General features: G+C 45.2%; 21 protein-coding genes and 1 riboswitch. Of the genes, 1 reads left to right on the top strand and 20 read right to left on the bottom strand.

Features of this window, described 5'->3' with window-relative positions:
• Nucleotides 1-12 precede the first annotated feature (12 nt).
• On the top strand, nucleotides 13-1,167 hold the full coding sequence (locus SRRS_RS00695; protein WP_371365299.1) for a D-alanyl-D-alanine carboxypeptidase family protein: 1,155 nt from the start codon (nucleotides 13-15) through the stop codon (nucleotides 1,165-1,167).
• Between the two features lie 148 nt (nucleotides 1,168-1,315).
• On the opposite strand, the gene SRRS_RS00690 is transcribed toward SRRS_RS00695, so the two are convergent.
• From SRRS_RS00690 to SRRS_RS00595, 20 genes are all read right to left on the bottom strand, one after another.
• Entirely contained in the window at nucleotides 1,316-2,095 is a 780-nt protein-coding gene (locus tag SRRS_RS00690) for a protein-glutamate O-methyltransferase CheR (RefSeq protein WP_371365297.1), read from the bottom strand.
• A gap of 444 nt (nucleotides 2,096-2,539) precedes the next feature.
• Entirely contained in the window at nucleotides 2,540-4,231 is a 1,692-nt protein-coding gene (locus tag SRRS_RS00685; RefSeq protein ID WP_371365295.1) for a methyl-accepting chemotaxis protein, read from the bottom strand.
• Between the two features lie 79 nt (nucleotides 4,232-4,310).
• Nucleotides 4,311-5,786 (bottom strand): sigma-54-dependent transcriptional regulator, encoded by a 1,476-nt coding sequence (locus tag SRRS_RS00680; protein ID WP_371365294.1) that lies wholly within the window; start codon nucleotides 5,784-5,786, stop codon nucleotides 4,311-4,313.
• A gap of 140 nt (nucleotides 5,787-5,926) precedes the next feature.
• A riboswitch (cyclic di-GMP riboswitch) is annotated at nucleotides 5,927-6,013 on the bottom strand.
• 260 nt (nucleotides 6,014-6,273) lie between these two features.
• Nucleotides 6,274-7,749 carry a sigma-54-dependent transcriptional regulator gene (locus SRRS_RS00675; protein WP_371365293.1) on the bottom strand — a complete coding sequence of 492 codons (1,476 nt, stop codon included), beginning with the start codon at nucleotides 7,747-7,749 and terminating at the stop codon, nucleotides 6,274-6,276.
• A gap of 66 nt (nucleotides 7,750-7,815) precedes the next feature.
• Nucleotides 7,816-8,064 (bottom strand): hypothetical protein, encoded by a 249-nt coding sequence (locus tag SRRS_RS00670; protein ID WP_371365291.1) that lies wholly within the window; start codon nucleotides 8,062-8,064, stop codon nucleotides 7,816-7,818.
• 26 nt (nucleotides 8,065-8,090) lie between these two features.
• Nucleotides 8,091-8,450: a response regulator gene (locus SRRS_RS00665; RefSeq protein ID WP_371365290.1), complete on the bottom strand. Its 360-nt coding sequence runs from the start codon at nucleotides 8,448-8,450 to the stop codon at nucleotides 8,091-8,093.
• Nucleotides 8,451-8,479: 29 nt separating this feature from the next.
• Nucleotides 8,480-10,651, bottom strand: a complete 2,172-nt coding sequence (locus SRRS_RS00660; protein WP_371365288.1) for a response regulator — start codon at nucleotides 10,649-10,651, stop codon at nucleotides 8,480-8,482.
• A 38-nt stretch (nucleotides 10,652-10,689) separates the two neighbouring features.
• Nucleotides 10,690-12,231: a CheR family methyltransferase gene (locus tag SRRS_RS00655; RefSeq protein WP_371365286.1), complete on the bottom strand. Its 1,542-nt coding sequence runs from the start codon at nucleotides 12,229-12,231 to the stop codon at nucleotides 10,690-10,692.
• Nucleotides 12,228-13,259 carry a chemotaxis protein CheB gene (locus tag SRRS_RS00650; RefSeq protein WP_371365284.1) on the bottom strand — a complete coding sequence of 344 codons (1,032 nt, stop codon included), beginning with the start codon at nucleotides 13,257-13,259 and terminating at the stop codon, nucleotides 12,228-12,230. Before SRRS_RS00650 ends, SRRS_RS00655 begins: the two co-directional genes overlap by 4 nt.
• An 11-nt stretch (nucleotides 13,260-13,270) precedes the next feature.
• A complete protein-coding gene (locus SRRS_RS00645) occupies nucleotides 13,271-14,800 on the bottom strand; it encodes a cache domain-containing protein (protein ID WP_371365282.1) in 1,530 nt (509 codons plus the stop codon).
• Between the two features lie 21 nt (nucleotides 14,801-14,821).
• Nucleotides 14,822-15,229 carry a hypothetical protein gene (locus SRRS_RS00640; RefSeq protein WP_371365280.1) on the bottom strand — a complete coding sequence of 136 codons (408 nt, stop codon included), beginning with the start codon at nucleotides 15,227-15,229 and terminating at the stop codon, nucleotides 14,822-14,824.
• A 13-nt stretch (nucleotides 15,230-15,242) separates the two neighbouring features.
• On the bottom strand, nucleotides 15,243-15,761 hold the full coding sequence (locus SRRS_RS00635; protein WP_371365278.1) for a chemotaxis protein CheW: 519 nt from the start codon (nucleotides 15,759-15,761) through the stop codon (nucleotides 15,243-15,245).
• A 201-nt stretch (nucleotides 15,762-15,962) separates the two neighbouring features.
• Nucleotides 15,963-17,078, bottom strand: a complete 1,116-nt coding sequence (ald, locus tag SRRS_RS00630; RefSeq protein ID WP_371365276.1) for an alanine dehydrogenase — start codon at nucleotides 17,076-17,078, stop codon at nucleotides 15,963-15,965.
• Nucleotides 17,079-17,347: 269 nt separating this feature from the next.
• Nucleotides 17,348-18,748 carry an amino acid permease gene (locus SRRS_RS00625; RefSeq protein ID WP_371365275.1) on the bottom strand — a complete coding sequence of 467 codons (1,401 nt, stop codon included), beginning with the start codon at nucleotides 18,746-18,748 and terminating at the stop codon, nucleotides 17,348-17,350.
• Between the two features lie 238 nt (nucleotides 18,749-18,986).
• Nucleotides 18,987-20,342, bottom strand: a complete 1,356-nt coding sequence (locus tag SRRS_RS00620) for a GlmL-related ornithine degradation protein (protein WP_371365273.1) — start codon at nucleotides 20,340-20,342, stop codon at nucleotides 18,987-18,989.
• Nucleotides 20,343-20,344: 2 nt separating this feature from the next.
• A complete protein-coding gene (gene oraE / locus SRRS_RS00615) occupies nucleotides 20,345-22,540 on the bottom strand; it encodes a D-ornithine 4,5-aminomutase subunit OraE (RefSeq protein WP_371365271.1) in 2,196 nt (731 codons plus the stop codon).
• On the bottom strand, nucleotides 22,537-22,932 hold the full coding sequence (locus SRRS_RS00610) for an ornithine aminomutase subunit alpha (RefSeq protein ID WP_371365269.1): 396 nt from the start codon (nucleotides 22,930-22,932) through the stop codon (nucleotides 22,537-22,539). The genes oraE and SRRS_RS00610 overlap by 4 nt, the downstream gene beginning before the upstream one ends.
• 17 nt (nucleotides 22,933-22,949) lie before the next feature.
• Nucleotides 22,950-24,356, bottom strand: a complete 1,407-nt coding sequence (ortB, locus tag SRRS_RS00605) for a 2-amino-4-oxopentanoate thiolase subunit OrtB (protein WP_371365267.1) — start codon at nucleotides 24,354-24,356, stop codon at nucleotides 22,950-22,952.
• Nucleotides 24,349-24,660, bottom strand: a complete 312-nt coding sequence (gene ortA / locus SRRS_RS00600; protein WP_371365265.1) for a 2-amino-4-oxopentanoate thiolase subunit OrtA — start codon at nucleotides 24,658-24,660, stop codon at nucleotides 24,349-24,351. The genes ortB and ortA overlap by 8 nt, the downstream gene beginning before the upstream one ends.
• A 31-nt stretch (nucleotides 24,661-24,691) precedes the next feature.
• The gene (locus tag SRRS_RS00595) at nucleotides 24,692-26,128 is read right to left on the bottom strand and encodes an amino acid permease (protein ID WP_371365263.1); all 1,437 of its coding nucleotides are present in this window, start codon (nucleotides 26,126-26,128) and stop codon (nucleotides 24,692-24,694) included.
• Between the last annotated feature and the right edge of the window lie 195 nt (nucleotides 26,129-26,323).

The raw sequence follows: 26,323 nt of genomic DNA, 5'->3' as shown, positions 1-26,323 counted from the left end.
CTCTATTATTCTATGAGACGGATATTACGTTCCATCACCTTCCTGCTAACTTGCACCTGTTTGCTTACTTCCAGCGTTTATGCTGCAAAACCTACTATTTCAGCGCAAGGAGCTATTCTAATGGATGCCAAAACCGGTCAGGTACTCTATGACCGGAACATGAATAAGAAGCTGGCTCCTGCCAGTACTACCAAAATTCTAACGGCCATTATTGCCATCGAAAGCGGCCGGTTAGACGAAATCGTCCGGGTTAGCCCTAATGCTGCAGCCACTAGTGGCTCCTCCCTAAACTTGTATCCCGGACAGAGCATACCCCTCAGAGAACTGGTTACCGGACTTTTACTCCGCTCCGGCAATGACGCTGCAGTAGCTATTGCTGAACATTTGGCCGGATCGGTAGATGCGTTTGTAGAAATAATGAACAAAAAGGCGGCCAGCATTGGCGCTATTCACAGCAACTTCCGCAACCCTCATGGTCTAAGTTCGCCTAATCACGTATCTACCGCCTTCGATTTGGCTTGGATAACACGATATGCCTTGACAAACCCCACATTTGCCCAAATTGTCAGTACAAAAGAAACCAATATTGAATGGCTTGACCGTAAAGGAAAAAGTCATGACCGCAGCCTTCGCAATACCAATAAACTGCTCTGGATGCTTGAAGATGCCGACGGTGTAAAAACAGGCACAACTAATGCTGCCGGTCCATGCCTTGTCTCTAGCGCAACCCGCAGCAACCAGAAACTGATTGCGGTTGTCCTGCATGACCACTCCCGTTGGTATGACTCTATGCAATTGCTCAAATACGGCTTTGACAGTTATGACCTGTACGAATATGCGGAAGAAGGAATCGTCTTTGCTACGCTGCCTGTCGAGAACGGTATGTCAGGATTAGTAGATGCCATTGTAGCCGCCCCCGCTTCTCTGGTAGTCAACGCAGCTGATTATTCGTCGGTGACAGTGGAAGTAGATATCCCGGATCAAATAAAAGCTCCGGTATATCAAGGCCAAAAAATCGGCGAAATTGTATTCTACGTACAGGATAAAGCTGTTAAGACCGTCGATCTGGTTGCCGGTAATGCCGTCGAAGAAAGTACCATGAGCAAAATTTTGCTCCGGCACTGGATGAATACTATGCGGCGTTTATCCGGTTGGGGACTTTTATAAAGAAAACACGGCTTGCGCCGAGCCTCTGGCGAAAGCGGAAGCCGATGTTGCCCTTATCCAGGCGAAAGTTATACTTTCTAACAGGATAAAAAAGACTAACCTTCAGGTAGAAGGTTAACCCCACCCTAAGGTTAGTCACAGAATTGACTTATTGCGGCTTGCGGTAGAAAAATGGCAGGTAGTGGGTATAGCCCATATCACGGAAATTCAGTATTGCCTCCGTACCGCCGACAAATAGCACCCCGCCGGGTTTTAGTGCGGCAAAGAAACGACGATACAGCGCATCTTTGGCTTCTTCGGTAAAGTAAATAACAACATTGCGGCACAGAATGAGGTCAAATCCCGTTTCAAATTTATCTACCAGCAAATTGTGCCGCTGAAACTCTACCCGGCTGCGCATATCTTCATTAATGGTAACTATACCGTCTGTCTGCTTAAAATACTTGTTAAGCCGGGCAGGCGGTATATTTTTTAGCTCATTTGAGGCATAAGACCCCTGCTTGGCTTTTGCCAGCATTTCCACATCCAAGTCGGTAGCCAAAATACGATGCTTGGTGTGCGGAGTAATTTCATTGAGCATAATTGCCAATGAATACGGTTCAGCACCAATCGAGCAACCGGCACTCCAAATATTGAGGCGGGAACTTTTTTTTAATAAATCAGGAATAACCGTTTTCTCAAGTTCATCAAACTTCTCCGGTGTCCGGAAAAACTCGGTAACATTAATTGTCAAAAAATCAATAAACTCTTTATATAATTTTGGGTTAGCTTCAAGCTTACCAAAAAAATCGATATATCCGCTAGCTCCATGGCGGCTCATCATATTGCCAATACGCCGTTGCATTTGCGCTGGTTTATAGTCATTAAGATTGATACCCGACTTCACATGAAGTTTTTGTTTAAACAGCTCCCAGTCCTTTTCGCTCATGGCAACCCCCTGTTTTTATTCAGCATATAATACTTTTGCAAATTTATATGAAGGGGGAATTCGACGCAAGACCACAATTCTCCTACTTATGTTTAGTTGCTAAAGAAGAAAATTCAATAAATAAACATTATCCGTCGTACTTTATTACATAATTGTTTCTCCGTCTTTCGTCGTCATTGCAGTTATTAACTCCGCTACCTGGTTATTGCGTTCCCGTAAAATGTTACTATATGTATTTATCATTGATACAAATTCTTCTTGGATTTTTGTTCGATTTTGGACATTTTTTTGAAACACCAGCAATAATTCGGAATATTCCCCCTGTGCACCTGTAAAATTATATTTCTTATCTTCACGATTATGAACACGTCGGGGGAATAAGAACTGCTCCTTAGCTAGGCTGGTGGCCTCCATGAATTTGATGGGTTGAGTGCTTTTATGCAATTATACTTTGAATCTTGCGGTGATCTCATTGAGTTCAGTAGCCATCTTAGCTAGCGCTATTGAACTGGAATTAACTTCATGGAGGCTAGCGCTTTGTTCTTCTGCGGACGCCGCTACTGTCTGGGTATTAGCGCTTGTTTGTTGAGCTACTGTACTGATATTTTGAACATTGTTGACTACAGACTGAATACCATGAGCGGTTTCTTCCACCGCGTAACTAATTTGCTCGATTCCGGTTTTCACCTGATCCAGTTTACTAATAATTGTCTGAAAGCCCTGCTGAGTTTCATCAGTTGCCGCTTTATTGGCCACGACTTCAGTATTAGCCTTAATAATTATCTCACCTGCGAAATTAATATCTTCCGTCATTTTACTAATTATTTCTTCAATGTGGTTTGTGGCGGCGGCACTTTGTTCCGCCAGCTTGCGCACTTCTTCCGCAACTACGGCGAAACCCCGGCCGGCTTCGCCGGCCCGTGCTGCCTCGATAGCGGCATTCAAGGCCAACAGGTTGGTTTGTCCGGCAATATTGCGAATGGTAGTAACAATCTGCTGGATATCTTCCGAGCCTTTTACAAGGGATTCGGATACATTATTAATATCGGCCATTGATCTTTCGACGGTGTTATTTTGGGCAACCAGTTTATGAATGAGTTGCATTCCCTGGTTAGCTTCACCGACCGCGTCCTGAGTAACACTATTAACCTGAGAAGCGCTGGCACTCATTTGCTCAGCCCCGGCACTAACTTCCTCGATAACCGCAGAAATTTCCGTAATATGACTGGTATTTTGATCCGCACCTTCTGCGACGTCAGTAATAGTTCTGGCAATGTTTTCCGATACTTGCAGCTGCTCGTGCACCGATGATGATAATTGCTGACTGGAAGCTGCCAGTGAGTCAGCTTCATTTCTAACCGAACGGACAATCTCTCTGAGCGAGTGTTTCATAGTAATTAGCGCTTCAGCCATATCTCCTAATTCATCATTACGAGTAGCATTAGTATCCTTAAGAGATAAATCTAATTCGCTAAGTGCCACAAGCTGGACACGCAAACTAGCCATGCGGCGTGCCAATTGACGGCTATACCAGATCAAAATTGCGGTAATAGCAATGATACCTAGTACACTTGATCCAATTACCAGTTTGAATACTTCAGCCTGTTTCTCACTTAGATAGTTTATTCGTTGTTTTAGGGCTACATCCTGAGCGGTCATAACATCATTGAAAAGATTGTTAACGATTTCGGTTTTTTGCCTAGTGCCAGCCAGGACATTGGCAGAGCTCGGATCGTTACTTTGTTTCAATGCAATAAATTTCTTAATATCATCTATATAGGCAAGCATCACGGTTTGAAGTTTCTCCCCGTCCTGTTTGTTATCATTTGCATTCATGGATTCAGTAGCCGTCTTAATTTTGCCATAGCTTTCTTTCATCAAATTCAGGGTTTCAGTTGCATATTTTTCATCACCATAAGCGACATAGGCACGTAAATCACTCAGCCCTTCATGAAAGTCGTCCTGAGCACTTTGCAAAGCCATGGTGCGCGACACTGTAACAGACAGCATCTCTTGATAAGAGTTGCTGGTTCCTTTGAATTGATAAATACTTATCGTTAGCAGAATAACCATAAGCAGCAAGGCTATTCCCATAAGCGCACCCAATTGGGCACCGATTGGCATACGTGTTTTCATTGTTTGTTCCTCCTAATAAGTAGTGGTGCAGCGAAAATAATAGACTCTGGTACGCCTCTCTTAGCGAGTTTTTTGTATGCTAATTAGTATTTTGATTTCTTCTGTTTCTCATTTCCTCGAGCCTATAAGACAACGCCCGGCGAGTAATTCCCAAATAATTGGCTGCTGCCGCTTGTCTATCATTATGTGCAGCCAGGATCTTCATGATTATATCTTCTGTATAACGTTTTAACGAATAGCCTTCAGAAGGAAATGGCAGTTCTATAACATTACTCCTGATCGGCAATACGGCCGGTTTTTCACATCGTTGCTGGAAAAGCCCTCTGACATGCTCCGGCTTAAGCGCTTGATCATCATAGGCAAATATCGCATATTCAATAGTATTCTGCAGCTCCCGTACATTACCCGGCCAATCGTACCCTTCTAACATCCTGGCTGTTTGCGGGGCAATTGTTATAAACTTTTTTCGTTTGCGCTTTGAAAATTCTTGTAAAAACATTTGCGCGATCGGCAAAATCTCTTCCCGGCGCTCCCGCAGAGGTGGTATTGTAATATGCGCTACTTTGAGCCGGTAATACAGGTCTCTCCGGAAACTGCCATGCTCGACGCTTTGTTCCAAGGGCTTGTTGGTGGCGCTGATAAGCCGGATATCGGTCTTTATTTTCTTTAACCCACCTATCCGGTAAAACTCTTTCTCTTGCAGTACGCGCAACAGCTTTCCCTGCAACTCAAGTGGTATTTCACCAACTTCGTCAAGAAACAAGGTTCCGCCATTGGCTATATCAAACTTTCCTTTGCCCCCTTTGGTCATACTGCCGGTAAAAGAACCTGGTTCATAACCAAACATTTCACTTTCAAACAAAGTTGGGGCAAGTGCAGCACAATTAATATCAACAAATGCCCCATCACTCAACCAGTCAAAACTGTTTCCATAATGAATGATCTTCGCGATAATCTCTTTTCCCGTCCCGGTCTCACCCTCGATTAATACAGGAATTGTCCGGTCTTCATGCAGCTTTTCCGCCTGCCGAACAATGGCTTTCATACATTCTGAAAAAATACCGACAGAACCAATTATGGATTCGGCCACAAATTGTTTCATATGTAGAAGTTCGCGTCGTGTCTCCTCGGTTGCGGCATTTACCTCATCACGGAAACGGTCAGTTAAGGTTTTGTTTTCCCGTAGCAAGGCCTGGTGTTCCGCTACCCGGTCGATAACAGACACCAGTTCTTCCGGGTTAACCGGTTTTTCCAGGTAATCATATACCCCTGCCCGTAGCGCATTGACTACCGATTTTAAATCCGCATGGCCAGTAAAGAGAACAATATCTGTCTGCCAGCTGTTAGGCAGCCGCTTTATAGCTTTCGCCAGTTCTATTCCCGACATCTCAGGCATTTGAATGTCCGATAATACCAGTGGATAAGATTCCATTGAAAACCTCTCCAGCGCTTCTTGGCCGCTGGCACATTCCGTTACTTCATGATTTTCGTGCTTTAAAAACCACAGCATAGTTTGCCGGCTATATCTCTCATCATCCACGAGTAATATCTTCATAAGATATCCTCCTTTGAACTAGCAATAAAATAGCCAAAACTTCAAGTAGGTCATTATAATCCGGAAACATGACAATCTCCTTCCAAATCCAAAGCAATCTTAATGAAAAAGACCGCTATTGTATTACATGACATACTTGTCATGGCAACCTGGCAGTCATAAATCCTAAGATTATTAGACCCATAGCTTTGCGTCCTTATCTTTCGATAAGTTTGCCTAAGGATACCGTTAGCACCTTGATTCGTCTATTAACTAGCAGAGTACCGTGTTAGCTGACTAGACTCTTATAATGCAAAAAGCATGCCAATACCTGGCATGCTTTTACTTTTTCTTGTTTCGTTCTCCAAAATCCAGCATAAATCTTGATATTTCGCCACGATAAGTATTGTTTTGATTTTGGTTTAATTGTTAAAAAATAAATTTGATGTAGCACACGCGAACAAAAAACTTCCCACGTGGGAAGTTTTTGTTGGAAGTTTTTCGTTATCTATATCTGATTATTAGCCTTTCTATTGCGAATTTCCTCGAGCCGATAAGACAAAGCCCGGCGAGACATTCCCAAGTAGTTAGCTGCTGCTGATTGGCGGCCATTATGGGCAGCTAAAATCTTCAAAATAAGATCCTCTGTATAACTTTTTAACGAATGGCCTTCCGGAGGAAAAGGCAGTTCTATTACGTCATTCTTGCTAGAAAATGCCGTCGGCTTCTCCCGCCGCTGTTGTAATAACCCTCCAACATGTTCGGGTTTCAGTTCATCATCATCATAGGCAAACGTGGCATATTCAATAGTGTTCTGCAGCTCCCGTACATTACCCGGCCAAGCATATCCTTCCAGCATCCTGGCTGTCTGCGGCGCAATTGTTATAAACTTTTTTCGTTTGCGCTTTGAAAATTCTTGTAAAAACATTTGCGCGATCGGCAAAATCTCTTCTCGGCGCTCCCGTAGAGGTGGTATTGTAATATGCGCTACTTTGAGCCGGTAATACAGGTCTCTCCGGAAACTGCCATGCTCGACGCTTTGTTCCAAGGGCTTGTTGGTGGCGCTGATAAGCCGGATATCGGTCTTTATTTTCTTTAAACCACCTATCCGGTAAAACTCTTTCTCCTGCAGTACGCGCAACAGCTTTCCCTGCAACTCAAGTGGTATTTCACCAACTTCGTCAAGAAACAAGGTTCCGCCACTGGCTATATCAAACTTTCCTTTGCCTCCTTTGGTCATACTGCCGGTAAAAGAGCCTGGTTCATAACCAAACATTTCACTTTCAAACAAAGTCGGGGCAAGCGCAGCACAATTAATATCAACAAAGCCCCCATTACTCAACCTGCCAAAGCTGTTTCCATAATGGATGATCTTCGCGATAATCTCTTTTCCCGTCCCGGTCTCGCCTTCGATTAATACGGGAATTGTCCGGTCCTCATGCAGTTTTTCTGCTTGCCGGACAATGGCTTTCATACATTCTGAAAAGATGCCGACAGAACCCATTATGGATTCAGCCACGAATTGCTTTATATGTAGAAGTTCGCGCCGTGTCTCCTCGGTTGCGGCATTTACCTCATCACGGAAACGGTCAGTTAAGGTTTTGTTCTCCCGCAGCAAGGCCTGGTGTTCCGCTACCCGGTCGATGACAGACACCAGTTCTTCCGGGTTTATTGGCTTTTCCAAATAATCATATACTCCTGCCCGTAAAGCGGTAACTGCCGATTTTAGATCGGCATGCCCAGTAAAGAAAACAATATCCGTCTGCCAGCTATTTGGTAATTTTTCAATGGCATTTGCCAGTTCAATTCCTGACATTCCCGGCATTTGAATGTCTGATAACACCAAAGGGTAATCCCCTTGTGAAAATTTATCCAGCGCTTCTTGAGCGCTAGCACAATCGGTTACTTCATGGTTTTCGTACTGTAAGAACCACAGCATGGCCTGCCGGCTATGCTGTTCATCATCTACAAGCAATATCTTCATTAGATATCCTCCCTATGACCAGCCAAATATACAGGTTGATATCCCAGATTCAACGACCATTTCAACTCACGATTTCAATTTCTTAATAATCTCCGCAACTGCGTCAGTTTGATTTACTATTTCTTTCATACATCCAACCAGCTCTTCATCAGAAATTCTTTTCCCTTGATTGAGTAAATACATAATTCCGCCAGAAATCATTTTTATAGAATTAAGCGGCTGATTGAGATCATGGAATAGTCTCATTGACTCAGCACCCGCCGCAGCTTCTGTTGGATGTACCGCTGCCGTCTGAGCTTCAATCTTTTTAGTCATGTTACTTCAAACTCCTAAAATAATCATTACTTAGAAACAGTTTGCAGCGTTGTTACAATTGATTCCGCAAAATTTTCATCTTTAAAAATATATTTGATTCCCAAACTATCGGCTTTACTAACAATTTTCTGGTCAGTCTCACTGCTTAACATTACAAACATAGCCTCCGGGTAAATGGCATTTATTTGTTCAAAAAGTTCAAGTCCGTCTGTATCCGGTAAATACATGTCGGCAATTACGGCATCACACCCGGCACATTCCTGCAGCAACCTTAACGCTTCGGCGCCAGTTTCAGCACCAACAACTTCAAAATTTTCGCTTTCCAGCACCATAGTGACCATTTCCCGCATAAAGCAGTCATCTTCAATAAGCAACAGCTTTTTCAAATTAGCCCCCACCTTCATAATCAAGCTGATTATCCTATTAAGTTTCGTACGGTTTCCAGAAGATTATTTTGATCAAACGCGCCCTTAACAATATAGGCGTTAGCTCCAACCTCAATTCCCCGCCGTTTATCTTCCATTTTTTCACGGGAAGTAACAATTATCACCGGAATTTGCCGATACCGCTCATCCTGACGCAAATGCAATGTAAGGCTGAATCCATCATAGTTTGGCCTCTCAACGTCTGTGATGACTGCATCATATATCTTTTTACCTGTCTTTTCGATAGCAACTATACCGTCTTCGGCCAAATCAACCTGGTAGCCATAGGACTCCAGAATATTTTTTACAATATCCCGTGTGTTTGCAGAATCATCAACAACCAAAATTGTTTTGTGCTGTTTTTGGGGTTCAATCCCTAACCCCTTGCTTGCAGTTATCTTGTTTTCATTTATTTGCCGCATCAAAGCGCTAACTCCTAGAACACTAATTATTTCATCATTACTGCCAACAGTAAATCCGGAAATAAGAGCACAGTGCTGTATTGCCGAAGGTAAGGATTTTATAACCATGTCGGCCTCACTTATTACAGCATCAACAATTACTCCCAGTCTTTGCGCACCCGAAGTCAGCAGAATAATTAGCAACTCCTTGCGTTCATGCGGTATCGCCTGGGGACAACCCAGGATACTTTCAAGTTCCTCCAGCGGAACAATTTGCTCACGGACACGTAATGCACGTTTGCCGATAATATCAATAACCTGGCTGGCAGGTAGCATTATTACCTCTTCAACCGAGTACGCAGGTACAGCGAATGTCTGATTGGCAGCCGTCACGATTAACATATGCGAAAGCGCCAGTGTAATAGGAACTTTCAGCAAAAAAGTCGTTCCCTGGCCTGTTCGTGTCTGAAGCCGGACAAACCCCTTAAGATTCTCGGTAATTGTTTGCCGGACTACATTCATCCCAACCCCGCGTCCGGAAATATCAGTAATAATAGAACTCGTGCTAAAGCCAGGCAAAAAGATCAAGTCTAGTAATTCCGTTTCCGTTAATTTATTAGCAGCCTCTTCCGTCAGTAACTGTTTTTTTATTGCTGCTGCTTTCAGATCATCTATGGAGATACCTGCCCCGTCATCACTGAGAGTAATGGTAACCCCCCCTGCATCATACGTGGCAGCTAAATGTATAATTCCGCGGGGGCTTTTACCTGCCCTAATCCTATTTTGGGGCAATTCAATGCCATGATCGACCGCATTTCGAACCATATGAAGCAGACAATCCCCTAACTGCTCAATAATTTTACGGTCAAGTTCGGTATCTCCTCCCTCAACTTCAAACTCAATCTCCTTGTGCGTTGTGCGAGCAAGATCCCTAACCACGCGGTTAATTTTATCAAAAACAGTTGAAATCGGAAGCATACGTATCTTTAACGACCGTTCCTGAAGATCTGTGGTCAGAAGGTTTTCGATTACTGCATCATTGCGCAATGAATCCTGCAGCTTTCGCAACTGATTGTGCATAGCATTCAGAGAATCTGCCAGTTCCTTATGCCTGTGAGCTGCTTGCGCACCATTATGGCAGGATACAAATTCAAGACTTGATGCTGACAGCAGCATAATGTCATGCATCATCTTAGTTTGCTGTTTCTTCCGGTACTGAAAAGAAACCATTTCCCCCATCAATTGAATTAGTTCATCCAGCCGTTCTGCCCGAATTTGGACAAAATCATGGTGGGCTGCCGCTCGCTTTCTTACTTCTAGTTCCGGCTCCTGTATTGACTTTGAAGGATTGGCCTGACAGCCCTCAGGAACTTTGTCTTTACTGAGCAATTGTTCCAATTCAAAGCAGACCGGAGGTAACGATTCCGGTAACGGGGTCCCGGCGGCTACATCGGCAATTAACAGGCGAATAGTGTCAACACCTTTTAACAAACTGTCCATTGACTCTTTGGAAAAACTGTTTTGTCCATTACGGAGCAATTCTAAAAAATCTTCCATCCGGTGTGCCACTTCCGAAATAATAGTGAGTTTCAACATCCTGGCAGTACCTTTTATTGTGTGAGCAGTCCGAAAAACTGAATCAAGGATCTCTTTGGAAAAACCTCCGGTTTCTAACGCAAGCAGTTCTTTTTCAAGATTATCACAATGTTTGGAGGCTTCCTCTACAAATCTAGCTAAAAGAAGCTTAATATTTAATGCCAAACCTAATATACGCCTCCTTCGTTAGGGCTTCAGCGGCCTCAATCTTTCATTTTTGCGATGTTGTGCTGACATAACTGTATAAAATCCTCTTGTCGGAACGGCACTAAAAAAAAGCTTAGGCCGTGGTTTTCAAAGTTACCTTGCTTCAGTAGATTCATAGCTACCTCATACTCCCGTTTGGCATAAAAGGTTTCATCACGCAATTGGTACACTTGGGCTAAAAAGAAATGCGCCAGCCACCCCTCGGGATATACGTACACGGCCTCCTTAAATCGTTGTATGGCCTCTTCCAGTTTTTCTGAAACTTTAGCCGCCATGCCTAAAATTAAATAGGCTTCCAGGCAGAATGTATCTATCTCCAGCGCCGCATGACAAACAGCATTAGCTGCATCAACATTTTGCTGGTTAAGCAGAATATTAGCCTTTACTGTGTACGCCTTAATGAAGAGTACATCCACGGCAAGGATTTCGTCCAATTGAACGATGGCCTCATCAGATCTTTTTAGTTTTATGAGCTCCAATGCGCCTGCAAGCATCTGCCCACACCAATCACTCTTGTTATCAAGAAGTGGTAACTGTTTTTTAGCCGGAAAACTGCAATGCTTTTGGGGCGACACAGTTCTGCCTGGCCGTTTCTGTATAGGAGACGCGAAACTTTTCTTTGATTTCTCGAGCCTAATACTAGACTGATTATCAGCTTCTGTCAGTTTCTCTATAACATCCTTTGGCCTACAGGTTGAATCCACATTTTGTTTTTGGTAATAAAATGCCTTACGGCTTTTAATCAATGCCATTAACTTACTATTATGATATAAAGTCTCTGTACAACTTAAGAATAAGCAGCCATCATGATTGAGCAAACCGGTTAAACGGCGAAATACTGCCTCCCGCTGCTCTTTTGAAAAATAAATAGATACATTCCGGTAAAATATTGCATCAATGCCGCCAATCCAATCCGGATATTCCTGTTCGAATAAATTTAATGGCTCAAACCGTACTTTTTCTTTTACCAACCGTTTAACGGCAAATTTTTCTTCGGACACTTGCTCAAAGTAGGTATTCCGTATATCGGGTGTGCAGGCCCGAAAAGAATATAAACCATAAATGCCGGCTTGCGCCTTTTTTATCGCTTCATTATCCACATCAATACCGATTATTTCAAAATCCCAATCTACCCCTGCACCGGGCAACCCCAGAGCAGCTATCGCTAAAGAATAGGCTTCTTCACCGGTTGAACAACCTGCACTCAGCAACCGAAAAAAAGGGTACTCTCCGCCGTTTTTTATTAAGCCTGGAATGACATCCATAGTCAAAATATCAAAATGAGTCGGTTCGCGAAAGAAATAGGTTTCATTAACAGTTAAAAGGTTGATAAGCAACAAGGCTTCGTCTTTGCGTTGTCGCACTAAATTCAGATACTCACTAACACTGGTAATTTCACATTTCTCGATACGCTTTTGCACAGCATCTTGTAGCAATTCCAACCGCTGATGACAGAAATCCAAGCCATAGTGCCTGTTAATGAACGCGTTTAGTGCTTCTAGCTCAATTTCTACCGGCGAGTTTGCCGTTAGTATCATAAAACAGCCACCTTAGTCAATATGGATGAAATTTCATTTGCCGGCACAATAAAGTCAGCTAAACCGCGTTCTATTGCGATTCTAGGCATATTATATATAAGCGAAGTTTCTTTATTTTGCGCTATCGTAACACCACCAGCAGCTTTAATTGCTTGCATACCTTCCACTCCGTCTTGTCCCATGCCTGTCAAAATTATGCCTACAGCCCCCGCCCGATAAACATGCGCCACAGAAGAAAGCAGCATATCGCACGAAGGGTGGTATATATCATCGGGTAGATAAGGCAACAGCTTAATGTTTCCGTTTATTCCTACCCGTACGTTATATTCCGGAGGTATGATTAGTACTTTGCCGGGAATAAGCGGCTGCCCTTCGGCCGCAACTTTTACCTCAAGCGGTGTTTTATGGTTTAGCCAATCCGCCAAAGCTTCAGCAAAGCCTTCTGATATATGCTGGGCAATAACAATAGGAACCGGAAAATCGTCGGCCAGTTGTGAAAGGATAGTTTCCAGTACTTTGGCACCACCTAATGAAGATGCAATTGCTACCGCTTTTAGGGAGCGGGGTAACTGGGTCTCCATGGCCCCCCCGCCTTGCCGAAGCTGCGCAATTTTTCCTTTAATATGTCTAATTACTTTTACTCCGGCCAGCAATTTTAGCTTATGAATAAACTGTAAGCAATGCTCGGAATCAATACTGGGTTTCTCAATTACCTCTAAAGCCCCTCTGCTCACTGCCTCGTAGGCTAAGCGGGCATTTCCATAGGATGTAACAACCAAAATCGGGGTAGGATTTGCCTGCATAATGATTTCAATAGCTTCCAAACCATTCATTTCAGGCATTTCCAGATCCATAATAATTAGATCCGGGCGCAGGAGTAAAGCCTGCTTTACTCCTTCTTCTCCATTGACTGCCTCGCCAATAACTTGAATGCCGGATTTTTCAGCTAACAATTCACTAATAAAATTCCGTGCAATAGGGCAATCATCGACTATAAGCACCCTGACAGAATTCCTCCGAAAATTCATAAAATCCCTGCCTAATCGTCAACTTGTTTGGCTGCTGCAGATTTTTTTCCGTGCTCAACTACTTGTTCCAGTTCCTCAGCCAAATTAGCAAGTTCCTTACTAATTGTTTTTGTTTGTTGTATCATAGCCGTATTATCATTTGTTCCTTGCTTAATCTGCCTTAACGCCGTCAAGACCTGTTCGCCGGCTGTTTGCTGTTGCTGAATGGAGAGAACAATTTGGCGCACTGCATCGGTAGTCTGATCTGCTGCGTTTTCAATATCATAGATAATTGAAACAGTACGTTCCGAATAGGACATTCCTTCTTCAATGCCCTTGGTGTTTTTTTCGGAAGCAACTACCTGCCGGCTCACGGCAGCTACAATTTCATTAATCTTAGTCTCAATCTCCTTGGTAGACTCCATAACACTATCTGCTAACCGTCTGATTTCCAATGCCACTACACCAAAACGCTTGCCGGCTTCTCCTGCACTAGCCGCTTCCAATGCAGCGTTAAAGGCGATCAGTCTTGTCTGACTGGCAATGTTATTAATGAATTCCATAATTTTATTGATTTCTTTGGATTTATGGCCTAAAGCAACAATTTCTTGAATATTAACCTGGTTGTCATTATAGATTTCTTTCATTTTTTCCATTAGCGCATCGACCTCAGCAACTCCTTGCCGGGTTCTCTGTAACGTTTGCGCCGCGCTATCGGCCACGCCCTGACTATGGTTAGTAATTAAGACACCGGAAGATGAAAACTCTTCCATTGTCGCGGAGATTTCGCTTACTGAGGACGATAATTCCAGCGAAAAGCTCGCCTGGGTCGTTACCGTGTCGTTAATTTTTGCCGCGTAGTTATGTACTTTTGTGATGGCTCCGGCCAACGGCTCGGTAATATAACGATTAATGAAGAAACCTGCTATAGCAATAATGATTAGAAGTGCCAAAGCCGATATTAGCAAATATCTTTCAATCGTGTTCCATACCTCTTGTTGGATATGGTTCTTTTCCTCATTAACAGCTGCCTCCACATCCTCAAGATAATCGCCGGTTACCACGATCCAATTCCACTTGCCGATAACTTTACCATAAGACATTTTTGATTCGGGTTTGCTGGAGCCTGGCTTCATCCAACTATATTGAACAGTCCCCTCACCCTTTTCTTTACATTGTTCAAGCAGCTTATTTAAAAAGGCACTATTATTAACATCTTTTATCGCAGATATCGGTTGCATTTCTAAATTTTGATCAATATGAACCACCATATTACCATTGGTGTTAATAACCAAAAAGTATCCATCTGCGTCATACCGGGCATTGCGTACAAATTGTTTTGCTTCTTCTTCGGGCATCAGCGAAGCGGTGCTGGAGATTGCCTCAACAAGGTTTTTCATACTATCTGTTTTTTGTTTATAAAGCATATCCTGGTAATTACGCAGGCGTACTTCCCCTCGTTGCAGCGTACTGGAAACAGAAACATATGACAATACCGCCACCAAGCAGCACATGAAAAGAGCCATAAGGCCAATGATTTTTACCTTTAAACTACTATTCATTTTTATCCTCCATTGCTGATTTTACTTTGACCTCATATCGATAGTACCTGAAGTGAATTGCTCAAATAATTGGTTTTTATAAAAATCAATTAGTATGACAATCCCCTGTGCCTGCGGCCAAAAACCCCATACTCCTTTATTTCCCGCCGGTAACATCAAAATATTAGGCAAACTGCGAATATCCGCTACCGAAACTGTTGCCACCTCGTCTGGTTCGTAAATTAGGATTGGTATTTTCATTCTCCGTTTGATAAATAGCATTTTGGAATACTTACCATTTGCCTCAGAAGCTATCTCCAGCAGGTGTTCCATGCTTATAGCCGCTTCATTATTATCAACGTTTGACATATAGGCAATTTGGTCAACGTCAATTCCGTAGCGTTTACCATCTATCGTAAGAATTAATAATTGGATATCCTTCCGCGCCACTTCCATAGCCTCGTTATAACCTTGTCCTATCTATAATTAAAGCGGCATCCAAAACTATAACCATTCTTTTACGATACTCAAACTGGCTTGCCGCAAAGCGTTTAAAACGTTCGTCGAGAGTAGGCAGCACCGGTAGATTCTCAGATTCAGGCAACTCAATGATATCAACGATATTGTCGACCAAAATTCCGTTGCGTCCGTCTCCCTCCCGCACCATAACAAAAAATCCACCTTCTCGCCCTCTGCCGGGTTCGTTAATATCAAGTATACTCTTCAAATCCAGCACCGCGGCAACATCACCACGAACATTAATCACCCCTGGAATTAATGCATTGGCACCGGGAATCCAAGTGATCTTCGTATATGGCAGTATTTCACGTGCTTGGCTGCCACAAAAAGCGAAAAATAAATCCCCCAGTTGAAAAACTAATACACTTATTTTATCTTCGTCTACGGTAACAAGCTTATCGCCAAAGTTATAATCGTTGATTTGCTTGAGGATGATATCACTTTTTAGCGATTCGAATGACATTTTCTTACATTTCCTTCCAAGGTTTTTGTTATAATATATCACGACCTGTCTTGGTTTTCCAGCTCTTTCTTAGTAACCGCTCCGGAGTATACTTTGCCGCCATGAATTCCTCCAATAAGAAACAGGGAAACCATAGGCAGCTACTAACAAAAAAAGGCCCCGCTTTCATAAATCCGAAAGCGAGGCCCTTGGCTTGGCTATTTAGAATAAGATTTTTTCTACAGGAACATAGGGAAGATTATGAGCTTCAGCAACACCTTGGAAGGTAACTTTGCCATCATAAACGTTGAGGCCTTTAGCTAAGCCGGGATCTGCTTGAAGAGCTGCTTTCCAGCCCTTATTAGCTATTTGCAGCGCATATTCTAGAGTAGAGTTGGTCAGAGCAAAGGTAGAAGTACGGGCAACTGCGCCAGGCATATTAGCAACAGAATAATGAACAACGCCGTGCTTAACGAAGGTAGGATTGTCATGGGTGGTTACACGGTCGATGGTTTCTACCGAACCGCCTTGGTCAATAGCTACATCAACAATCACAGAGCCTGGTTCCATAGATTTTACCATTTCTTCGCTAACCAATTGCGGAGCTTTGGCTCCTGGCAGCAATACGGCGCCAATAAGCAGGTCAGCCTTTTTAACCCAGTTGGCAATGTTGTAGCTGTTGGACATTACGGTGGTTACACGACCGCCAAAGATATCGTCAAGGTAAACAAGTCTGTCTACACATTTATCAATAATAGTAACGCGAGCCCCCATGCCTAAAGCCATTTTGGCAGCGTTTGTACCAACAATACCGCCGCCGATAATTACAACTTGAGCTGATTCAACGCCTGGTACACCGCCAAGTAATACACCTTTGCCACCAAAAGGTTTTTCCAGGCAATGAGCGCCTACTTGCACAGACATACGACCAGCTACTTCGCTCATGGGGAACAGCAGGGGTAAAGTATGATTGCGCTCAATCGTTTCATAGGCAATACCTACAACTTTTTTGTCCAGCAGCGCTTTGGTCAGTTCAGGTTCCGGCGCAAGATGCAAATAGGTAAACAATATTTGCCCTTCGTGGAACAAATCATATTCAGGAGCTAACGGCTCTTTAACTTTTATAATCATATCGGATTTGTCAAACAGAGCTTTCTTATCGGCAATAATTTCACCGCCAGCTTGAATGTAGCTTTCGTCCGAAAAACCGCTGCCAATACCGGCGCTTTGTTCTACAAGTACAGTATGACCCGCCTTTTTCAGCGCTTCTGTCCCTGCCGGGGTGAGAGCCACCCTGTTCTCGTTGTTCTTAATTTCCTTCGCCACACCAATAATCATTTGTTTGACCCCCTTATAATTTAGCTGCTGCGATGCAGCTGGATATCCGCTTCATACTTATCGCAATTGTCGTGCCAAGCTTGAACTCAACCTATATTTTTTTATTGCCTGGGTTAAGATTACTTTAAAAACAAACATGTTAACCATGCGTCCTCCGAATATGGAATGACTGTCCTTATATTCAAGACCTAGTGATGGAAACCAAAATTTCCATCACTACGGTAACAAATCGAACCACCTGGAATTTTTAGTTTCCAAGTCATTAAAAATTACTTTGCAATTGTATCCTTACTGCCTTCGGCAGTCCCTTTATTCCAGCCAAATGCATAATAAGTAGCTATTAGTAGAATCAGCCATATAGGCCCCACTATCATGGCCACCAAGGTATCGGGATCTAAGCACATAATAACCGCAACAAACGCCAGGAAGGCCAGACAAACCCAATTTAAAACGGGGTATCCCGGCATCGGGTATTTAAGTTTAGCTTGTTGTTCCGGAGTTAATTCCTGGCGGAATTTCATCTGAACCAGCACGATTATGGCCCATACCCATAATGCGGCAAAAGTACCTACACTTGTTACATAAGTAAATACTTTGCCTGGTACAAGGTAATTGAGAACAACACCAATAAGCAGAAATACTGCTGATACTAAAATCCCGTTCATTGGCACCTTCCGGTCACTGAGTTTGCCAAAAAACGCCGGCGCCCGCCCCTGCAGTGATAAATTATAAAGCATCCGGCCGGTACTAAAGAGACCACTGTTACAGGATGATAAGGCGGCTGTCAGAACAACAAAATTAATAATACCTGCCGCAGCCCTCACACCAAGTTTTTCAAAAGTAAGCACAAACGGACTGCCGATCGTGCCGATTTGGTTCCACGGGTAGAGGGACATGATAACGAAGAGAGCGCCAACGTAGAAGATAAGTATCCGCCAAAAGACTTTATCAATGGCTGCCGGCAATGTTTTCTCGGGATCTTTTGCTTCACCGGCAGTAACCCCGACCAGCTCAATACCTAAATAAGCAAACATAACCATAACCATAGCCATTATCATACCGGTAAGGCCTTTGGCACAAAAACCGTCGTAATTCCAGAGATTTGATATACCGATAGGAACACCATTATTGCCAATACCAAAGAGGATCATCCCTAAACCGGCAACAATCATAATAACAATGGTAACAACTTTGATAATCGCAAACCAAAACTCGAACTCACCATAAGCTTCCACGGCAATCAAGTTAACCGCGGTCATGCAGACTAATGCTGCCAGCGCCGGAACCCATTGCGGTATTTCCGGAAACCAGAACTGCATATAAACCCCGACTGCCGTAATTTCGGCCATACAAGTAACTACCCACATAAACCAGTAGGTCCAGCCGGTAAGATATCCTGGCAGCGGCCCTAAAAAACGGTTGGCATAAGCACTAAAGGATCCGGATACCGGATAGGCTACCGCTACCTCGCCCAGAGCGCGCATAATGTAAAATATGATAAGACCGCCGATGAAATACGAGACCATCAAGGCTGGACCAGCAGTTTTAATGGCTGTTGCCGAGCCCAGAAAGAGACCGACGCCGATAGCGCCGCCTAAGGCAATAAGCTGAATGTGCCGTTCTTGCAGACCCCGGTGCAAGTCTTCATGTAAACCATCTTGTTTAGACACTTTCTTCTCCTCCTCATCTGTCGCTAACAAATTAGACAGCTAACCCGTGCGATCACCCCCTATAAGAAACTAAATAGAGATCCAGCCGTATTCACTGCAAAAACTATGCCAGTATTCCATTATATGGAAAAACACAGCATTTTTACCTGGATTTGCCTGAATACCGGAATCATTAGTTTCCATTTAATGGTAACCAAGGTTTCCAGATGGAAGAATTTGTTTACAAAAAAAATGGTAATTAAATATGTAAGCTCTGCTTCATTATTTGTAAAGCCGCTACAGGGTAACGTTCAGCTAATACCCCGGCTGCTGCGATAACATAATGATTATCTATGAGCGCTTCGGCGTTACGCGGCAGCAAACAGGTACTGCCGGACAACGAGTTAAGCTTCTGCAGCGCAGTATATCCTACCGGTAGCCGGGTTAGGGCCCCACCTGTACCAATAAGCCATTTAACCCCTGTTAGATCTTTGCCCCTAGCGACCGCCATCCGGCCTGTTGGTCCATAAATATATTCAATATTCCCGGCATGACGCTTTATCGCAGTTGCCGCGGCAATTTCAGTCAGAATCCCGGCAAACTCCTTCTCTGCCGTGGTTACCGGCAGTGGTGTCCGCAGGTCGATGAGCTGCTCCGGCTGACAGGATAGTCTCTCACATAACTTATCAAGGTCGGCAAGTGCCAATACGTTAGCGGAATTTACGTATACCCCTAAATCACCCTCAACGGTCCGTTTGGCCAAGGGTTCCGGTGTAATTAATATGGCTGCGACTTCCGGGTCAGTTTCGGCTACTGAATGTACGTCCGTGGTCGCACCGCCAACGTCCAAGACAACAAGGTCGCCAATTTCCTCGTGCAACAGCCGTGCAGCTTGCATTACGGCTCCTGGGGTAGGAATAATGCGCCCGGTGATCAGTTGGCGGATCTTGTGCATTCCCGGAGCTTCTATGATGTGTTTTTCAAACACTTCATGAATAACCCGACGGGTTGGCTCAATAGTAAGTTGATCAATGCGCGGATATACGTTGTCAACGGCTTTAACGCCAAAACCGCAACTACTTAAAATTTCGTATACCTGCTGTTTCGCGGCTTTATTGCCGGCATAAATTACTGGGATGGATGGCGATATTGTGGCCGCCAGTCGGCGGGCGTTGGTAATGACTGTTTGTTTCTCACCGTAATCAACCCCGCCTGCCAGCAAGATAATGTTGGGATTGATGCTCTTAATTTCACTGAGGTCAGCTTCACTCAGTTCTCCGGCGGTTACCAGATGAATGTTAGCCCCTGCCCCCAAGGCGGCCTCCTTGGCAGCTTTCACCGTCATTTCATATACCAAACCATGTACCGTCATCCGCAGACCACCGGCCGCACTGCTGGAAGCCAGCATTTCCTGCCAGCTAAGCGGACTGCCAAGCTGCTGCTCTAAAGCCTCAATAGCACCATCCAGCCCTATCGTCACGTCGCCGTCTAAAACAGTCGTAGGGGCCTGCCCCTGACCAACAAGCCGGGGTACTCCTTCCCGGATACCTGCAAACGCGTTGACAACAGTTGTTGTACTGCCAATTTCGGCAACAAGCACATCAACAGCTGACATACCTAATTCCACCCCAATTCTTTATAACGTTTGACAAGCAAACTTGCGACATGTATGCCTTTAGTTCCGCGGCCAAATCCGGCATCCAAACCTTCCTCAACGGCAATTTCGTTGGTAACCTGGGTGCCGCCACAAACTACAACGAGTTTATCGCGAATCCCCTTCTCCCGGCAGTACTGATGGAGCCGCCGCATATTAATCCGGTGGATGTCGGCATGAGAAATAACCGTACTGGCTAAAATGGCCTGCGCCCCAAGCTCAATCGCCGCATCGGCCAGTTTCTCCACAGGTACCGAAGTTCCCAGATAGTGGCATTCAATACCAAATCGTTCAATCCCGCCATGCTTAATATCCAATATTTCTCTTAAACCAACCGAATGCTCATCTTCACCGACGGTTGCAGCCACAATTTTAAACTTGTGTTCGGCTACATACTCACGAATTGTGTCTTCGCTAAAGGTTTGAGCCGCCTCAGGAATTACTAGTTCCCTCGGGTCGATGGCAAATGGAAGTTTGCCTTTAACCTCTACTAACGTGCCTTCTGCCGGATGCATCACTTGTTTATGGATAACCTCGACATCCTCGAAACCCATACGTTCAGCAATATTTTTGGCGGCAAACTCAGCTATCCGTTCAGCCGCAGGCAAAAACATAGTCATGCACACAATGCCGTCACCCTGCCATTGCACCTCAGGCCGCAGCAAGCCTTGTTTCCGCTCCTGCTCACACTCGGCCAGGCGGCGATGCACATTGTCTTCAGGATCTAACTCGTCAATCCAAACAATTTTATCCGGCTTGCATGATGTACAGCCAGCAATTGGGTCGCAAGCCTTGTCTATGCCTTTCGGCAACGCGTTATAACCAAAATGATTGCATACCGGCGCCATATAATCGTCATCGCGGGGAACGATGGTACCAACGCCTACCCCGCCGTTCATTTGGCGGGCAATCCCATCACCATTACGTTCAGGGTACATGCCGGAGTCAACAAAGAAACCCTGGCTGACTGCGGCAAAATATCCACCGGCACTGATAATTTCCTCCATAAACAGGCAGGCACGTTCTTTTAGGTCACGTACTTTGCTACCCAATTCACCGTCCAACCGCAAGCTAACAAGCTCTTTTATGTTATCCAGTCCCAACAGTGCCTGCTTGGCGGTGTTAACCCCGTGGATATTGTTATAATGCCAGGGAACATTCCGGCCTTCGTCAGGAGTAATCGTGCTCTGGATATCGGCGCTGGTTAGGCGGGACAGCAACGTGTTTAACACATGAGTAACGGTTACTTCACGCGTACAGGACTCCATATATTTAGTATTCATCTGTGCCCGGAAGCGGAAGCCTTCAAACAGTTGCCGCAAAGCGACAGCATAGGGAAGATCCAAACTGACGCAAGGTGCGGGCGGCGCAGTCGGCGGTACCGTTGATAGGCATATCTTATCTTTGGGCATACCAACCATGACAGAATACTGACAGTTAATTGCGTGCTGCACCATTAGTTCGGGCATAACCTTCCAGGCTTCACGGGCTGTAGCGTTGGCATTATGAGCGCCGTCAATTTGCGCCATCCCGCCGGCAGCCAGGATTTTCTTGGCTACGGCAGCATCGACAAAGGAACGGTACATATTTACGTTTCGGTACAATACGTTATATTGTGGATCCTGGTGGGCGCCGTTAACGCCTTCTTCGCTTAAGAGCACAGCCACCTCGGGACCTGCCACCCCACTAACGTAGGAATGGAAGTTAATCGGCCTGCCAACCTCATCTTCGATTAAGTCTAAAGCTTTACGGGTAGCCCGCAGTTGTTTGCGGGTAATTGGTACACCACCAACGCCTTCGGGAGTTCCTTCAATAAGACCGTCAAAATGGCTTTGGCCGGCAGTACGGATAACCATAATATGGTCGGCGCCATGCCAAGCTGCCATCCGCATGCGGCGAATATCGTCCTCAAATCGGCCTGAAGCAATTTCAGTAGTTATTACACAATCCGGCTGCGGATCAATATTGCCAAAATACTTGGCGGCAGGCAGCGGGCAAGAATTTTTGAGAGGTTCTGTTACCTGCCGGTAAATAAACTGTCCTACTTGCTCTGATTTAGCAGACTTTCGCCACGTCCAGCCTTTACGACGGGGATGATAATGTTCCAAGTCTGTCAGTATACTGGCTATATCGAGTTTTTCATCTACCTTTAAGCTCATAGTCCAGTCTCCCTTCTCCCCCAGAACTGTTGCAGCCGTTCCCAGCCTAATCCTTGCGCCAACCGCAGCCCCGCCTTGCGCAGTGGGATATTTTCAAGATGAGAAAGCCGCCATACAGCGTGCCCGGCACCTTTACCCAGCAGTTCCTGTTCCACACATTTATCTACGATTTCCTTGGCCTCAATACTGGAAAAACCCATGCGCAGTAACACCGAACGCTCAACAGAAGGCGAAGTGTGCGTAAACGCCAAATCTACTAGTGGCTGAACTACTTGTTCAGTTAACTGCCAAAACCGTTCCTTAAGCTCAGCGTCGGATAACGCGGCCACTCTAGCCCGGCGCTCGATAAAATCATCTTGTCTCTGCATAGTACCCGGGAATCCCCGGTTCACCTCCTGTCTTAATCCTCCTATTGTCCGCTTAGAAAATCGGCAATAATTCTTTCAGTCTCAGCCGGTGAAAGTCTCGTTTCCTGCGCTAAAAACGCAAGGTCGCCAGCACTCAAATCCCGTTTGTTTCCTACAGCATTACGCAGATAGGAGTGGCGCAATTTATCTAAATCAACGTTCTTAACGGCCATCTGCCCCGGGTGTTCCGGAATAACTATTGTTTTCCCCGGCACATTGTCTTCGGGGTTGCCACGCCGTACAACAATGCCGTTGGCTCTAGCAAAAGTCAGTTGGGGAGACGGATGTTTGCCTGCCCCGGTATATTCAGTTTCTTGAACAACAATAACCTGGTCCTGCGGCATTTCTTTGGCCAGCGCAATCGCTGCGGCCAATGACGTATTGCCAGCCGGTCCGCGTTCCATACCTTCCAAGGCAGCCAGCATTTCGGTAACATAAAAGACTTCGCCCTGAGTGACAGTCACATATTTATCCATATACCGAAGCGGTCTAGCTGCATTCCGCGGCACATCCACCCTGTCCGGATTGGTAGCAAACGGTACACCAAATCCGGTATGACCGGTAGTAAACGACTTACGATTAAAATCGGTATCGCTGGCCATATGCAGCCCTGATAAATCTACGCTGGCAGCAACAACCTCGGCCTGGCAGCCAGCCCGCCGCAAGCCTCTTCCTGTACCTGTTACATTGCCGCCACCGGCATGGGTAACAACAACAACATCGGGATGACGCCCGATGAGCTTCTTCGTCTGTTCGGCCACTTCCACTCCCAGGGTTTCGATACCGGCAATACTAAACGGCGTATACAGCGAAGCATTAAAAAAACCGGTTTCCTCCAATGTCAAAAGAAACGTATAAAACAATTCAGGCCCCACCGATAGTTGCAGAACCTCGGCGCCATATGCTTCACAAGCTCGGCCTTTTTCCATAATTTCCGGCTGACCTACTCCCCGGCTGTCAAATACCTCCTGAACAATAATGCTGCGCAGGTTACGCATCGCAGCCTGCGAGGCGATAGCGGCACCAAAGTTACCGCTAGTAGCTGCAATGACTCCCGGAAAGCCGTGCTTACACGCATGATAAACAGATACCGAAGCCCGGCGCGCCTTGAAACTGCCGGAGGGATTAGCGGCTTCATCTTTAAGGAAAATCCTCGCACCCTTACCAGGCTCGGCAATCTGCCTAACAAGTGCCGTTATATTCTTAAGTTCCATAAGTGGCGTAGCACCTACACCGGCATCACGTTGAATAGCGGCGATCTGGTCAATATCATAAGCGGCCTGACCCATCATTTTCTCGTAGTCAAAGGCAAGGCCACCGCTTTCAAACTCCTGATAATCTATATTGGTAGCCTGCCGGATTATGTCCGGCCTGCGAGCCATGACAGCTTGATAACTATTGTCACGCATGATATTCCCCCCTCACTATGGCCCGTAACTCTCCGGCAATTGTGAGCATTTCAGGCTGGGGCGAGCCATAATCAACCTGATAACCGGGATTAACTGCTATCAATTCACCCTGAAGCTGCCTTCCGGCAAAAGTAGTAATTGTTACTTGTTGTCCAATCATTGCCTGCTCTTCCTGTAAAAAGCCTTTGGCCTTCATTTCTAACGGAACACGCATGGTTTCGACCGGTACTTGCGGTGCCCGCTTACCAGCCTCTAAAACAACCCGGTGAATTTGTACACAGTCACCACGCCGCGCATCAGCCATATTTGATCTCTCCTCTTTCCTACAGAATGATCTATTTAATGTCGATCTGAGAACCATTTTTATCACCGGAAGCAGCTTTTTTGGGAGCTACCACCATGTAGTAATAAATCATAACTACAATTACAAAAGGTACCCCGGCATAAATAGCAATTCGTTGACTTTCATCAAACCACAAACCAATAACAATAATTAAATTTAGCAAAAAACCCAAAGCCGGCACTAACGGGAATAACGGTGTACGGTATTTTAAGTCAGTTACCTTACCGCCGCTGCCGGTAAATTGCTTACGGAACCGGTATTGTGAGGCGCAGATGCCCATCCAGCCAAGCACGCCGGCCAGGCCGCAGATGGAGACAAGCCACAAATACACACTGTCAGCCGCATAAACGCTGCACAATAGCGAAACACCGGCCACTGCCATTGTCAAAATTAATGCATTCATCGGAACTTGATATTTGTTCAATTTTCCTAACGTTTCGGGAGCCATACCACCTTTGGACATTGCCCACAAAATGCGGGTGGCACTATACGCCCAGGAGTTTCCGCAAGACAGCGCCGACGTAATAACAACAAGGGTCATAATCGTATACGCGCCAGGAATCCCCGCATATTGGAATACTTCGGCAAAAATGCTCTCTTTGACTCCGGCCTCTTTCCACGGCACTATGGCAGCTACAACTATGATTGATAAGACATAAAACAAAAGTGTCCGAAACGCAGTAGCTTTGATAGCCTTGGGGATGGTTTTCTCGGGAGTTTCACTTTCGCCGGCGGCAATACCGATAATCTCAGTGCCATTAAAAGCAAAAGCCACCGTCAGCATCGCCACTAATATTGCGCCGACACCATTAGGGAACAAACCATCGGACACATAATTGCTAAAACCAATTGTGCCATGACCGCCGATAGTCCCGGTCATGGCCAATCCACCGGTTATAATACAAGCGACAATAGCGGCCACTTTGATACTGGCAAACCAGAATTCCGATTCACCAAACGCCCCTACCCGCAGGGAATTCAAAGCAAATAATACGCCGCCAAACAATAATACCCATACCCACTCTGAGATTTGCGTCAGATTATTCATCAAAATGCCTGCAGCTACCAAGTCAATGCCAATTGTTGTCGCTCCATTCAGCCAAAACAGCCAGCCTAACAGATAGCCAACCGCCGGAGATATAAAGGTACTGGCATAGGTTTGGAACGAACCGGCCACTGGCATGGCGACAGCCAGTTCACCAAGACAGAGCATAACCATATACATGATAAAACCGCCAATAATGTAAGCAACAACTGCTCCGCCCGGTCCGGCCTGATTGATGGTGGACCCCGATGCTAAGAACAGACCTGTGCCAATAACCCCGCCGAGCGTTATCATAAATAAGTGCCGGCTTTTCATTCCCCGATCCAGACCAGACTGCTGGGACATTGCATTGTTGACCTTTTCATCAAAACAGCTACCCGCCATTAAAAAAATCCCCCTCGTAAATTGATAAAGTAGACTTAGCTTCAGATGGGGTTTTAACCCACCTGAAGGTTAGTCGCCCTTATCCAGGGACTTAGCCACTCGCCCGTGCCCGTAGGGGTATAACTCCCGCTTGGGAAGAAGGGGTCTTAGAGTGGGTTAGTCATCGGATAAAGCAACCTTAGCATTAAGTGGAGT

This window comes from Sporomusa rhizae (assembly GCF_041428845.1).
GTDB classification, from domain to species: domain Bacteria; phylum Bacillota; class Negativicutes; order Sporomusales; family Sporomusaceae; genus Sporomusa; species Sporomusa rhizae.
Note: the sequence above shows the minus strand (reverse complement) of the source record. Positions and strands in the feature narration are given on the sequence as shown.